Consider the following 11,563-nt stretch of genomic DNA (forward strand, 5'->3'; position numbering starts at 1 on the left):
CCTGCACGCCGGCCATTATTTCTCTCCGCCGAATTTGAAGAACCGCGCCGTGAGCAGCATCAGCGCCATCGACACGACAATGATGATCGTCGAGACCGCATTGATCTCGGGCGTGAATCCTTTGCGGATCGCGGCGTAGATTTCCACCGGCAGCGTCGTCTGCCCAGGCGTCGCCAGGAAATAGGACACCACGAACTGGTCGAACGACACTGCAAACGCAAACAGCCCTCCGGCAATAACGCCTGGCATGATCCAAGGCAGCGTGACGCGCCTCGTTACCTGCCACTGGTTGGCGCCGAGCGAGCGTGCCGCCTCTTCCAGCTCCGGCGCGAAGGTCTGCAGCCGGGCCGAGACGACGACGATGACATAGGGCAGCGCCAGTGCGACATGGCCAAGCAGGATCGCATGCAGCCCGCGACCGATGCCGACGCCGAAAAAGAAGATCAGCATCGCCGTGCCGGTGATCAGCCACGGAATGGCGATCGGCGGAAACAACAGCGCCTGCAGGAATTTCTTGCCGCGAAACTCATAGCGATAGAGCGCCAGCGATGCCGCCGAGCCGAGCACGACACAGATGACGGTGGTGATGACGGCGATCTCGACGCTGTTCCAGGTGGCGGCGATCAGCTGGTCGTTCTGCCACAGCGAAGCGTACCATTCGGTCGTCCATTCGAACGGCAATTGGTAGAAGGGCGAGACGTTGAACGACATCAGCGCCATGATGATGATCGGCAGATAGAGGAGGGCGAGCAGCAGACCGATGTAGAAGCGGCCAAGCCATTCGAGGACGCGGGTCGTCGCCATCACGCGGCCCTCCGCAGCACCGGCGACGCCACCGCCAGGATGACCAGCACCACGGCCAGCAGGATGAAGGAAAGCGCGGCACCGAGCGGCCAGTTGAACACGGCGACGAACTGGTCCTCGATGACCGTGCCGTAGAAGGTGCCGGTGCGACCGCCGAGGATGCGCGGCTCCATGAACGAGCCGACGACGGGGACGAAGATCAGGGCCGCACCCGCGACCAATCCGGGCATCGACAGCGGGATGATCACCCGCTTCAGCACCTGTAGCCGTGAAGCGCCAAGCGAACGCCCGGCCTCAATCAGGGAGTCATCGATCGCCTGCAGCGTGAGATAGCAGGTCAGCACCATGTAAGGCACGTAGGAATGCACCAGCCCGATGATGACGGCTGGATAGGAATACATCAGGTCGATGTTGATCTTGAACGGCAGCACGGCGTTGAGCGCGGTGTCGAGAATGCCGCCCTCGCGCAAAACCATCGCCCAGGAAAAGATGCGCACCAGCCCGTTCGACCAGAACGGCAAGATGACGAGCAGGAAGATCGCCTCGCGGCTGCGCCCCTTCAGCACTTTGGCGAGCACGTAAGCGGCGGGATAGCCGATGACGACGCACCACAGCGTCACTTCGAGGCCAAGCCGCAGTGAGGCCAGCAGCAGTGTCAGATAGAGGCTTTGCGAGAAGAAGGTGGCATAGTTGCCAAGGGTGAATGTCCACGGCTTTCCCGACAGCGGCAGCTCGGTCATGAACGAGAAAAAGACCATGGCCGAGAGCGGCAGGAAGATCGCCACCGTCAGCCAGAGATAGGCTGGCGCCAGCAGCGGCAATGCCGATCTCAGCCCGCTTCGCGACGCTGTCGCAGCTGCCATGATACCCTCCCCCAGGATTGAAACGCCAGCCGGCGCGAACCGCCGGCTGGCCGGGATGTTGGCTCTATTTCACGTCGACCTTCAACTGCTGCCACAGCGCCAGATAGGCTTCGCGCTGGGCATCGGTGATCGGCGCCTGGAACTGGATGCGTTTGGCCACCTCGGGGTCGCCCATGACCTTGCGGTTGAAGGCATCCTCGGGCAGCGCTTCCACCGCCTTGGTGTTGGCGGAGACAGGAGCACCGACCTTGGTGACCCATTCGACGTAGAATTTCGGGTCGATCATGTAGTTGATGAAAGCCTCGGCGCCGGCGACGTTCTTGGCGCCGACCGGAATGGAAAACGCGTCGAGCCAGGCGACGGCACCCTCCTGCGGCACGACCAGAGAGACCGGCAATTTGAAATGCGTCTTGGCGCGATCGGCCGAGCCGCTCCAGTAGGTGCCGATGTCGATCTGGTTGGAGGCGACCATCTGGTTCCAGTCGTTCTCCGAACTCCAGAAGGTCTTGATCTGCGGCATCAACGAGGTGAGCTTCGCCTTGACCGCATCCATATCCTTGATGTCGTTGATGTTCTGGCCCGTTGCGATGGCGCCGAACTGCACCGCTTCGACGGCATCGTCGCGAATGACGACGCGGCCCTTATGGGCGGCATCCCACATCTCGGCGATGCTCGTCGGCGGCTTGTCGAAGGATTTGTCGTTAATGGCGAGCGCGGTGAGGCCCCACACCCACGGCACGCCATAGACCTTGCCGTCATGGACGAGCATCGGCGATCCCGCCTTGTCCTTGCTGATGTCGGCGTAGTTCGGCAATTTGGAGACGTCGATCGGCTGGATCAGTTTGCCGTCCATCGCCTGGTCGTTGAAGGCGGCATTGATCATGACCACGTCGTAGAGGCCGGGATTGGTCCGGATCTTGGTCAGCATTTCCTGTTCGGAATTGAAGAAGTCGTTGACGACCTTGTTGCCGGTCGCTTTTTCGAAAGCCTCCACCGCCCATGGTTCGTCGGCGCCGTATCCCTTCCAGTTGAGCACATGCACTTCGTCAGCCTTGGCAGCGAACGCGAGTGCGGAGGTAAAGACGGCGGTCGCCGTCAGCAGAGCAGTCAAGTCAGGCATGCGCATGGTTGGTTCCTCTCTGTGGGTTTGCCCGGTTCCCGGGCTTGTCAGGCTTTCCAGCTGTTATGCATTGGCCTTCTGTGTCCGGCCTGCTCCCGACGGGTCGGCGGCATGGCTCAGGAATGTCTGGATTTGGTGGTCGGTCGGCGCCGACGAGCCGCCATGGCGGGTGACCGATATGGCCGCTGCCGCATTGGCATAGCGCGCTGCCTCGAAGGGCGGGATGCCGTGCGCCAGCGCGCTGACGAAAGCACCGATATGGGTGTCGCCGGCGCCATTGGTGTCGATGGCGGTGACTTTGAAGCCGGCAACGGTCTGCGCCGTGCCGTCGGCCAACCTGATATGGCAACCCTTTGCCCCGGAGCGGATGACCACGCCCGCTGCTTTCGGGCAGTGGTCGCCCAGCAGCCGTACCGCGAGGCCCTCGACATCGCCTGGGCCGGCAATCTCGGCGGCTTCCGTCGTGTTGCAGCTCAGCCATGTGGTGCGGGCAAGCACCCGCGACAGGATGGGACGCGGAATGTCCGTGATGACCGGCGTCGGGTCGAAGACGAAGGGAATACCTGCCGGCAGCGCCTCGATCCAATCAGTGAGCGCATCGCGACTCTTAGGGTAGCTCAGCGTGTAGCCGGAGGTGAACACCCAGTCTCCCGGCGCCACCGCGACCGGCGCCATCATGTCGAGGCTGAGAACGCTCTCCGCACCAGGCCACGACACGAAGGTGCGTTCGGCGTCGCTCGAGATCATGGCGACGCAGTTGCCGCTGTCCATCACGGGCGATGGCGGCGTCAGTGTCTCGATACCCTCGGCTATGAAAGCAGCGCGCAGGAAATCGCCATTGGGCCCGCTGCCGAGTTGGCCGCCGAACACCACCTGCCTGCCGGTGCGGCTGGCCGCCACCATCATGTTGAAGCCACCGCCGGCGACCTGGGCAAAGCTCGATGCCGTCTTTTCCATGCCGGGCGCCGGCAGGGCGTCGATGCGGTAGACATAGTCGACCACGGCACTGCCGACATGGACGAGACGGCCGCTCATTCCGCCGCGTCCTTGCCGGAACCGATTTTCGCCATCCTTGCTGCCACGAGATCGGCGGCGAGCGCGCGAACCTCCGACATGTCGAGGCCGACAAGCCGGGCGATATGCTGTTGCGGCAATCGGGAAAAACCGCTGCAGGCGCCGGCCATGCCGGCAGCGATGGCGCCGATCGTATCGGTGTCGCCGCCGAGATTGGCGCTGATGACGGCTGCTTGCCATGGGTCGCCACGCGCGACTTCCAGCACGGCGAAGGCCGCCGGAACGGATTCCTGGCTGGCGACGCCGGTGCCAACCAGATCGGTGATCAGCCGGATCGCATCCCTGATCGCCTTGCCGTGTACGATGTCTTGCGCCCAGACGATGCGCGCGGCGATGTCGCCGCCGGTCACCCAATGTCCGAGTGTCGCCCCTCGCCTCGCCGCCGCGACCGCGCTGGCGGAAGCGTCGCGCCAGCCACCGCCGGCGACGCCGCGGCTGACGGCTGCCGCAACGGCAGCGGCGGAGGCGATGGCAATCGAGGTGTTGTGCGTGGCCCGGCAGGTCTCAGCCACCTTGCCGACGAATCCTTCCAACGGTTCGAGCGGCATCATGATGCCGACCGGCGCGATACGCATCGCCGCACCATTGGTGTCGCCGCTGCGCCCCGCTTCCTCAGCCGGCATACCATTGTTGATGGCGTCGATGGCGCGTTTGGTCGATGGCCCCAAAAGGTCATAGCTGCCACGCGCCTTAACCTCGCGTTCCCAGTCGAGCAGCGCATTGACCCAGCGCGCGTGGTCGAAACGGTCGCCGGATTCGACCAGGATGCGGCCGAGCAGCAACGCCTGCTCGGTATCGTCGGTGATGGTGCCGGCGGCCAATCCCTTCGACACCGGATGATCCGGGAAAGGCTCGATGAAATCCTCAACATGGCCGTAGAGTTCGGCAATGCGAACCGGCGACAAAAGCTGCGTCGGCATGCCGAGCGCATCGCCCAGCGCTCCGCCGACAAGCGCCCCCATGGCGCGGTCAATAGCCTTGCTGGTCGCATCCGACATCGCTCAGAACCTCATATGCAGCGCAAAATGCGCCGGATTGAGCAGGCTGGTGACGTACTCGATCGGCCGGTCGTCGGCGGCGCGCGTCAGCCGGCGGCCACGCAGGAAAGGCGTGCCTTGCGGGCAGCCGAGGATGGCCGCATCCTCGGCATTGAGCATCTCGATCTCGACCCATTCCTCGCCATGGTCGGGAATGAGGCCGGCGACGCGCAGCGTCTGGTGCAGCGAGCCCTCGCGCAATCCGCGCAACGGTACGTCCTCGAGCTCGGAGGACAATGGCAACCGGCTGCGCTCGATGGAGATCGCATGGCCGTCGCTGGCGTTGGTGCGCACCCGGTCGACGGCGATGAAGAACGGGCTTTCGATGCCAAGCAGCGCAGCCAGATCGGGGTCTTCGATGACCTCCAGCCGCAGCGTCCGCGTCTCGGCATTGGCGCCGGCATCGGCCAGCGCGCGCGACCAGCCGATCGAGTCGTCGACCGGCTTGCCGTCGAAGGTGACGAACGAGCCGATACCAACCTTGGTCGTGATCAGCCCGCGGCTGGACAGTTCCTCGAGGCCTTTGCGGACCGTATTGCGGCTAACGGAGAAGCGCTGGACGAGTTCGTTCTCGCTTTGAAGGCGGTCGCCGAAACCGAGGACGCCGGAACGGATCTCATGTTCGAGGACGGTGGCGATCTGCTCGGGCTTGCCCGTGCCGGGAGACAGTTGAACCGCGCGCCGCTTCATAAGGGTACCTGTTCAATGAACCTGTATAATCCTGTTCAATACCGAGGCCCGGATGCTATGTCAACAGATGCCGAAGACTGACCAACAGGCAGCGAAATGTGCGGGATAACCGTGCAGGGCGTGCCGAGAGGCAGGTCAATAGCCCTGAAAAGCCGGTCGGCGATCGCCAAAAAGGGGCATACATCAAGGGGATGGAGCCAGATCCTGATTCAATTTCACCAGGGACAGGCTACGGGATCGACACCTCACGCGGTTCGACGAGGATGTCCGCCTCGATAGCGGCGTTGATGAACGCCGCTCTTGCCGCCGAGACTTCTTTCTTTCCCTCGAGCACGGCCAGACAGGCCTTGCGGGCAACCATATGCTTTTGCCCGGTCGCAACCGGCCAGCGGTTCAGCAGGATGTCGGCAGCCTGAGCGACCCGCTCCACGTTGAAGATCGAGTTTCGCGATCGGCCGAGCGCAATCCTGACCGGCTCATCGAAACGCTGATCTTGCACGATGCCACTCCCCAAAGTCGGCATTCATCGATTCGCGGCCTTCAACCCCGAGCAATGTGATAGGTTCTGCGCCAAAGGTGCAAGATGTCCGATTCCAGTGGCCAGAAAAATCCCAGGCTGATCGTCGTGGTCGCGTTCGATCGCGGTGAGGATGGCGAGTTGTTCCCAGCCTTTGGACCCGCCGACCAGCAGAGCGAGGATCGCGCCATACGCACCGCCAGGGCTCTGACGGCAAAGCATTCCGGCGTCATCGCCTGGAGCCGTGAGGCCGATCCGACGCTGGGCGAATATGGTCCGCCGAACACGCTCTTCGTCAGCGGTGACGTGCCTGACATGGAGTAGTCGACTGGCGCCAGCATCTGAACGCCTCGCCCATAGGGTTTGATGCGAGCCGGTTTTGCCTCGCCAGCAAGCAAAAGCCCGCTACGGTGAACCGGAGCGGGCCTTGGAGGAGGACAAGGGGTGGGACCCTCTCCTCTTGTTTCCACGGGGGGGTGTGGACCGCAATGACCATACGAAAGTTTTGCAGAGTGCAGGATCACAAGCCGGCTTGCCTGCATCACAATCCGGTGCACGCCGACATTGGGGCGCTCACGAGATTGCGATCAGTTGGCGATAACCCGGCTAGATGCACCCGAGTACGACAAGCACGATGACGATGAGCAGCACGAGCCCAAGGCCGCCGCCGCCATAGGAGCCGGCGCCGTAGGATTGAACCTCGCAGCTGCGATGTTCAAAAGACGAGCGCTCCAAAGGCCTACCGTTCCGCGATTGTGGCGGGCATCGCGCGGAAGAAGTCACGCCAGCAACAGAAACGGCCATCCTGGTGACGGCAACCAGAATTTAATTCCGGCACGCCTGTGGACCGCAGAAAGCCCACCAGCGTGGCGGGCTTTCCGATCGGCCGGAGATGGCGAGAAGCCGATTGCAGAAGCAATTACGCGAGGTAGTGAGTTTCAGCTTCACAGAGAGAGAATACTGAAATTGAAGTGTGGTATATATATCTCAAAATTTCTGAAATAAACGCCAGTAAAAGTCGCAATATTAGCTTGCACAAACAATGCGCAGGTCTATTGACGATCGAACGTTGCCAGTGTGGTTGCAGACCGAACGATTCTGCGCGCCGGGGCGCCTGTCAAACGACGCCGTAGAACAGCCTGTAGTGGACGCGCTTCATATAGTCCCGATACTCCGGCGTGACGGCCAGCAGCGCCTCTTCACGCAGGATGCGGTGCACCTGGAAGAAGGTGATCACCGCGTAGACGGCTAGATTGTAGAAGGAAAAGGCCGACAGCAGGAACAAGAGATGGCCGGCAAGATAGCCGGCATAGATCGGATGCCGCACCAGACGGTAGGCACCGCCTGTCATCACGCCGCGATTGCCCGGCAGAATGGCGAAAGAACGCCCCAGCGATATCTTTCCCCAGATTACGAACCCCAACGCCAGGGCCTGCAGCGGCGCCGCAACATGGACCGGGATGATGGCCACGCCCGGCTCCAGGTCGATGAAACCGACACCGAAGCTGGCGATCACGGAGACAACCACCGTGAGCGGGTTCCAGTCGCGAACCTTCGGCCGACGCGACAGAAGCAGCCAGGTAAAGGTCAGGATCTCGGAAATTGCCACCAGCGCCACATTGATGCGCGTCGGGTCGAGCATCAGGTGATACACGCCGCGGTAGACGAACATGCCCGAGAAGGCCAGCGCGCAGATCCGAAAGAAACCTTCCCGCAAATCCACCAGGATCTCACGCTTTCGGGCTGCGGACAGAATCCTGCCGTCACTGACGTGCGAAAGCGCCTCGCTTTTTGATATGAGCAATGCAGACACCCCAATGATCCCTCAGGGCGACCTTTGCACGCAACCATTGCCGGGCAGTTAATCAACAAGATCAGATCGGTATTAAACTGGCTGTCGGGGAGCCAGGGCGCCACTTCCAGACGACCTGCTCCACGCGGTCGCCAAGAAAGACTGGCGACCCATGTCATTTGGTTTTGCCAGACTAGCTCAGATAGTCGTTGCGGAAATAGCTCCCGAAATCCGGACGTCGAGCAACCAGCTTGCCGTCGGAATCGCGCAAAATGCCGGAGGCGAAGAGATAGTCGCCAATCGCTTCCATCTTGGCCGGATCCATCGTCCCGATGGCCCCGCTTTGGCTGCGTAGATAATGGCCGTCGATCAATGCCTTCAGCGAGGCGTGGATCAGCGCCGGATTGGTCAAGGCATCCTTGTTTGCAGCGATCAGCAGGGTTGCCGCATCGTCGGGGTGGTCGACAGCGAACTGGTAGCCGCGTCGCGTCGCCTGAACGAAGTCGGCCGCAGGCTTGGGATTGGCCTGGAGATAGGCTTCGCTCGAAGAGATCAGCGTCGTGTGCTCATCAGGCACGCCATAATCGGCATAGACGAAGCTGCGCTGCTTGACGCCCCTGAGTTCGGCTTCGACACCCTCCCAGGTCGAGACTTCGAGCGTGAAATCGACCGACCCATTGGCCAGCGCCTCATAGGCTGAGGTGCCGAGCGTCACCGTCTCGAAATTGCCCTTGCCGCCGTCGTGGCGAATGATGGTCGATATCAGCGCGTTTTCCCAGGCACTGCCGAAGCCGCCATAGATCAAGCCGTCGAGGCTTCTTGGGCTTTTGATCTCGTTGCGTGCCGCATTGAAGACCACGCGGCCTGTTTCGGATTGCACCACCGCATAGACGCCCTTCAGATCCGCCCCGGCGGTTCTCTGGGTGAACAGGCTGATGGTGCCGTTGATGCCGAAATCGGCGACGCGGTTTGCGACCAGCGTGCCCGCACCGGTATCGCTGTAGGGCAGGATGTCGACCTCGAGCCCGGCTTCGCGATAAAACCCTTTGTCGCGGGCGACGAACAGTCCGATGTGGTTGGTATTGACCGTCCAGTCGAGGGCGACGGTGACCTTTTGTGCCGCCGATTGTGCTCGAGCCCGACCCGTCCCGGCAATCAAGGGAAGGCCGGTGGCAAGGGTCAGCAACAAGGCCTGCCGGCGCGTCAAGTCAGTCATGATCGTGTCCTTTGGATGGATTGGGGTTGAGGATGATGTCGAGGATTTCGGCCTCGAGCGCGCTTGCCTGGCGCGCGGCATCGCCGCCAAGGCTGCGCGGGCGCGGCAACGGCACCCTGATTTCACGCACGATGCGGGCCGGGCGCGCCGACAGCACATAGATGCGGTCGGACAGGAACACGGCTTCGCGCACGTCATGGGTGATCAAGAGCGCCGTCCAGCGATGATGCCGCCACATCTGTTCGAGCCAGCGCTGCATGGCGGTGCGGGTCAGCGCATCGAGCGCGCCGAACGGCTCGTCGAGCAGGAGCATGTCGCGCTCCTGCACCACGGTGCGCAGCAAGGCCGCGCGCTGGCGCATGCCGCCGGACAGCTGCGCGGGAAAATGCCGCTCGAAGCCGGCAAGCCCGAATTCGGCAAACAACGGCGCAACGCGCGCCCGCGCCGCCTGTCTCCTCATACCTTGCACTTCGAGCCCGAGCGTCGTGTTGTCGAGGATGCGCCGCCATGGCATCAGCGCGTCGCGCTGCGGCATGAAGGCGAAGTGCCTGCCGTGGTCGTCGAGCCGCGCGCCGTCGAACAACATCTCGCCCTCGCCATGCTCGGCGCCGGTCAGAAGCTGGAACAGCGTCGACTTGCCGGCACCCGAGGGTCCAAGGATCGAGACGAACTCACCAGCGCCGACGCTGAGCGAAATATCGGCCAGCACGTCGAGCCCACCGAACGCCTTGTGCACATGCCGCAGTTCGAGCCGGCTCATCGCCAGGCCCCCTTCCCGGCAGTTTCCCTGTCGGCTCGCTCCCAGGGCATGGCAAGGCGCTGCAGCAACACGGTCAACCCGAACAGGACAAGGGTCAGCGCCGCGCTGACACCGACGGCGGCAAGAACCAGATCAGGACGGAAATTGTTTTTGGCGTTGAGCATGTAGATGCCCAGACCCTTCGCGGCACCGGCATATTCAGCGAAGATGGCGCCGACCACCGCATAGGTGATGGAGATCCTCAACCCGGCAAAGAAGTAAGGCAGCGCCGAAGGCAGCCGCGCCAGCAGGAAGATGCGCCAGCGCCCTGCCCCCATGGCGCGCAGCATTTGCCCGATCTCGGCCTCGGTCGCCTCATAGCCTTCGACCAATGCAACCAGCATCGGAAAAAAGGTGACCAGCGCCACCAGCATGATCTTGGGCGCCAGCCCGAAGCCGAACCACAGCACCACCAGCGGCGCGACCGCCACCAGCGGCAAGGTCTGGCTGACGATGAAGACGGGAAACAACGCACGCCGCAGCGGCTGGAAGAAGTCGACCAGCATCGACAGCACGAAGGCGGCGCTGAGCGAACAGGCAAAGCCAAGAAGCGTGGCACGGATGGTCGGAACGGCATTGTCGGCCAGCGCCTCGCGATTGAGCATCGCTTGCTCGAAGACGCGTGACGGCGCCGGCAGTATCGTGGCCCTGATGCCGGAATAGGTGGCATAAAGCTCCCACGCCAGCAGGAGCAAACCGGCCGAGATCATGGCCGGCATTGCCTTGACGAGAAAGCTCGCGATCGGGCGCGAAGCGACTGATGATGAGACCACGGGAGATAACCTTTGACGGCCGCGAGAGCGGCGCGGCTTCAGACGGCCGACGGGCTGTTGGCCGAGACCGTGACGTCGAGGGTTACGTGGCCAGCGCCTGGTCCGAAACGGCAGAAAGCCTCGTCCAGCGCCGAAAAGATCGCACCGGCATCACCGCGCAGTTTCGTGCAGAAATGTTTGGAGCGCTCATAGACGCCGGACTGCTTGAGAAAGTCTATGCAGCCGTAGATCTCGTCCATGTGGTCGTCTGTGCCCATCACATAGAGCGAGAACTGCGCCGCCGCCGGCTGGCCGGTGGCAGCAGCATTGCGCACCGCCGCGATGGCCGCGTCCTTGCGGGGGCCGAGTGGACCGACGGGCCCGCCAAACGCATCGGAGCGGCAGATCGGATCGTCCGGCTCGCCAGGGCAGCCGCGCGAGATGGTGGCCGACAACACGCAATGTTTGCCGCTGCGTGCCGCCGCCACGAAGAGGTCGCGCATGGCAGGAAACAGCACTTCGGGCGGCCCGATCAGCAAGGTCGAGATGTCGTCGGTCTCGATCCTGAGTTTGTCGCGCCAGGGATCGAGCGCACCGAGCGCGCCAAGGATGACACCGACGAAATCGTCGGTCATGGGATATAGGGAAATCTGTGCGCCTGAAAACATCGCCCGCCTCGCTCCGCTGGTATTACCCAGATCAGCTTCTAGGGTCTGTGGGCTTGCCGCCCCCGTCTCAGCCCCGACCGTACGGAGCACCCCTGTGGATGTGCGCCTTAAAGCATCATTCGAGTTGAAGGAAAAGCCGTTTTTTTTATCGCACTGCGCCAAAAGCATTGCGCCAGGGCGGGAGCGGTTGGCTCTGCCGGCGCGAGAATTTATCGGGAACCTTCACCAGGC

At 62.7% G+C, this 11,563-nt stretch carries 14 protein-coding genes and 1 riboswitch; of the genes, 1 reads left to right on the forward strand and 13 read right to left on the reverse strand.

Annotation, left to right across the window (positions count from 1 at the left end; genetic code table 11):
* Nucleotides 1-15: 15 nt before the first annotated feature.
* From EOA22_RS11920 to EOA22_RS11950, 7 genes are all read right to left on the reverse strand, one after another.
* Nucleotides 16-804 carry an ABC transporter permease gene (locus EOA22_RS11920; RefSeq protein ID WP_063168550.1) on the reverse strand — a complete coding sequence of 263 codons (789 nt, stop codon included), beginning with the start codon at nt 802-804 and terminating at the stop codon, nt 16-18.
* Entirely contained in the window at nt 804-1,667 is an 864-nt protein-coding gene (locus EOA22_RS11925; protein WP_013530806.1) for an ABC transporter permease, read from the reverse strand. Before EOA22_RS11925 ends, EOA22_RS11920 begins: the two co-directional genes overlap by 1 nt.
* Before the next feature lie 64 nt (nt 1,668-1,731).
* Nucleotides 1,732-2,793 (reverse strand): ABC transporter substrate-binding protein, encoded by a 1,062-nt coding sequence (locus tag EOA22_RS11930; protein ID WP_013530805.1) that lies wholly within the window; start codon nt 2,791-2,793, stop codon nt 1,732-1,734.
* A gap of 57 nt (nt 2,794-2,850) precedes the next feature.
* Nucleotides 2,851-3,822, reverse strand: a complete 972-nt coding sequence (locus tag EOA22_RS11935) for a PfkB family carbohydrate kinase (RefSeq protein WP_063168551.1) — start codon at nt 3,820-3,822, stop codon at nt 2,851-2,853.
* Nucleotides 3,819-4,859, reverse strand: coding sequence for an ADP-ribosylglycohydrolase family protein (locus EOA22_RS11940; RefSeq protein WP_063168552.1), 1,041 nt, complete (start codon nt 4,857-4,859; stop codon nt 3,819-3,821). The genes EOA22_RS11935 and EOA22_RS11940 overlap by 4 nt, the downstream gene beginning before the upstream one ends.
* Before the next feature lie 3 nt (nt 4,860-4,862).
* Nucleotides 4,863-5,588: a GntR family transcriptional regulator gene (locus EOA22_RS11945; RefSeq protein ID WP_013530802.1), complete on the reverse strand. Its 726-nt coding sequence runs from the start codon at nt 5,586-5,588 to the stop codon at nt 4,863-4,865.
* 229 nt (nt 5,589-5,817) lie between these two features.
* On the reverse strand, nt 5,818-6,087 hold the full coding sequence (locus EOA22_RS11950; protein ID WP_013530801.1) for a DUF982 domain-containing protein: 270 nt from the start codon (nt 6,085-6,087) through the stop codon (nt 5,818-5,820).
* A gap of 84 nt (nt 6,088-6,171) precedes the next feature.
* On the opposite strand from EOA22_RS11950, the gene EOA22_RS11955 reads away from it, so the two are divergent.
* Nucleotides 6,172-6,429, forward strand: coding sequence for a hypothetical protein (locus tag EOA22_RS11955; RefSeq protein ID WP_013530800.1), 258 nt, complete (start codon nt 6,172-6,174; stop codon nt 6,427-6,429).
* A 282-nt stretch (nt 6,430-6,711) separates the two neighbouring features.
* Here EOA22_RS11955 and EOA22_RS11960 read toward each other — a convergent pair whose 3' ends face one another.
* The 6 genes from EOA22_RS11960 to EOA22_RS11985 form a co-directional block, all read right to left on the reverse strand.
* Entirely contained in the window at nt 6,712-6,909 is a 198-nt protein-coding gene (locus EOA22_RS11960; RefSeq protein ID WP_082826496.1) for a DUF3309 family protein, read from the reverse strand.
* A 313-nt stretch (nt 6,910-7,222) separates the two neighbouring features.
* On the reverse strand, nt 7,223-7,918 hold the full coding sequence (locus EOA22_RS11965) for an isoprenylcysteine carboxylmethyltransferase family protein (RefSeq protein WP_127389982.1): 696 nt from the start codon (nt 7,916-7,918) through the stop codon (nt 7,223-7,225).
* Nucleotides 7,919-8,090: 172 nt separating this feature from the next.
* Nucleotides 8,091-9,113 carry an ABC transporter substrate-binding protein gene (locus EOA22_RS11970; RefSeq protein ID WP_063168553.1) on the reverse strand — a complete coding sequence of 341 codons (1,023 nt, stop codon included), beginning with the start codon at nt 9,111-9,113 and terminating at the stop codon, nt 8,091-8,093.
* A complete protein-coding gene (locus EOA22_RS11975; protein ID WP_063168554.1) occupies nt 9,106-9,873 on the reverse strand; it encodes an ABC transporter ATP-binding protein in 768 nt (255 codons plus the stop codon). Before EOA22_RS11975 ends, EOA22_RS11970 begins: the two co-directional genes overlap by 8 nt.
* Nucleotides 9,870-10,631, reverse strand: a complete 762-nt coding sequence (locus tag EOA22_RS11980) for an ABC transporter permease (RefSeq protein WP_244514357.1) — start codon at nt 10,629-10,631, stop codon at nt 9,870-9,872. Before EOA22_RS11980 ends, EOA22_RS11975 begins: the two co-directional genes overlap by 4 nt.
* A gap of 92 nt (nt 10,632-10,723) precedes the next feature.
* Nucleotides 10,724-11,332, reverse strand: coding sequence for a YkoF family thiamine/hydroxymethylpyrimidine-binding protein (locus EOA22_RS11985; RefSeq protein ID WP_063170276.1), 609 nt, complete (start codon nt 11,330-11,332; stop codon nt 10,724-10,726).
* A riboswitch (TPP riboswitch) is annotated at nt 11,323-11,436 on the reverse strand. It overlaps the preceding gene by 10 nt.
* Between the last annotated feature and the right edge of the window lie 127 nt (nt 11,437-11,563).

The sequence above is a fragment of the Mesorhizobium sp. M7A.F.Ca.US.014.04.1.1 genome, from assembly GCF_003998745.1.
Classification (GTDB): Bacteria; Pseudomonadota; Alphaproteobacteria; order Rhizobiales; family Rhizobiaceae; genus Mesorhizobium; species Mesorhizobium ciceri.

Bases quoted from the DNA above. Each gene is read 5' to 3' on its own strand.
- EOA22_RS11945 (WP_013530802.1), bottom strand. From the start codon at position 5,588: ATGAAGCGGCGCGCGGTTCAACTGTCTCCCGGCACGGGCAAGCCCGAG.
- EOA22_RS11980 (WP_244514357.1), bottom strand. From the start codon at position 10,631: ATGCCGGCCATGATCTCGGCCGGTTTGCTCCTGCTGGCGTGGGAGCTT.
- EOA22_RS11930 (WP_013530805.1), bottom strand. From the start codon at position 2,793: ATGCGCATGCCTGACTTGACTGCTCTGCTGACGGCGACCGCCGTCTTT.
- EOA22_RS11925 (WP_013530806.1), bottom strand. From the start codon at position 1,667: ATGGCAGCTGCGACAGCGTCGCGAAGCGGGCTGAGATCGGCATTGCCG.
- EOA22_RS11940 (WP_063168552.1), bottom strand. From the start codon at position 4,859: ATGTCGGATGCGACCAGCAAGGCTATTGACCGCGCCATGGGGGCGCTT.
- EOA22_RS11935 (WP_063168551.1), bottom strand. From the start codon at position 3,822: ATGAGCGGCCGTCTCGTCCATGTCGGCAGTGCCGTGGTCGACTATGTC.
- EOA22_RS11955 (WP_013530800.1), top strand. From the start codon at position 6,172: ATGTCCGATTCCAGTGGCCAGAAAAATCCCAGGCTGATCGTCGTGGTC.
- EOA22_RS11975 (WP_063168554.1), bottom strand. From the start codon at position 9,873: ATGAGCCGGCTCGAACTGCGGCATGTGCACAAGGCGTTCGGTGGGCTC.
- EOA22_RS11985 (WP_063170276.1), bottom strand. From the start codon at position 11,332: ATGTTTTCAGGCGCACAGATTTCCCTATATCCCATGACCGACGATTTC.
- EOA22_RS11960 (WP_082826496.1), bottom strand. From the start codon at position 6,909: ATGGCCGTTTCTGTTGCTGGCGTGACTTCTTCCGCGCGATGCCCGCCA.
- EOA22_RS11970 (WP_063168553.1), bottom strand. From the start codon at position 9,113: ATGACTGACTTGACGCGCCGGCAGGCCTTGTTGCTGACCCTTGCCACC.
- EOA22_RS11920 (WP_063168550.1), bottom strand. From the start codon at position 804: ATGGCGACGACCCGCGTCCTCGAATGGCTTGGCCGCTTCTACATCGGT.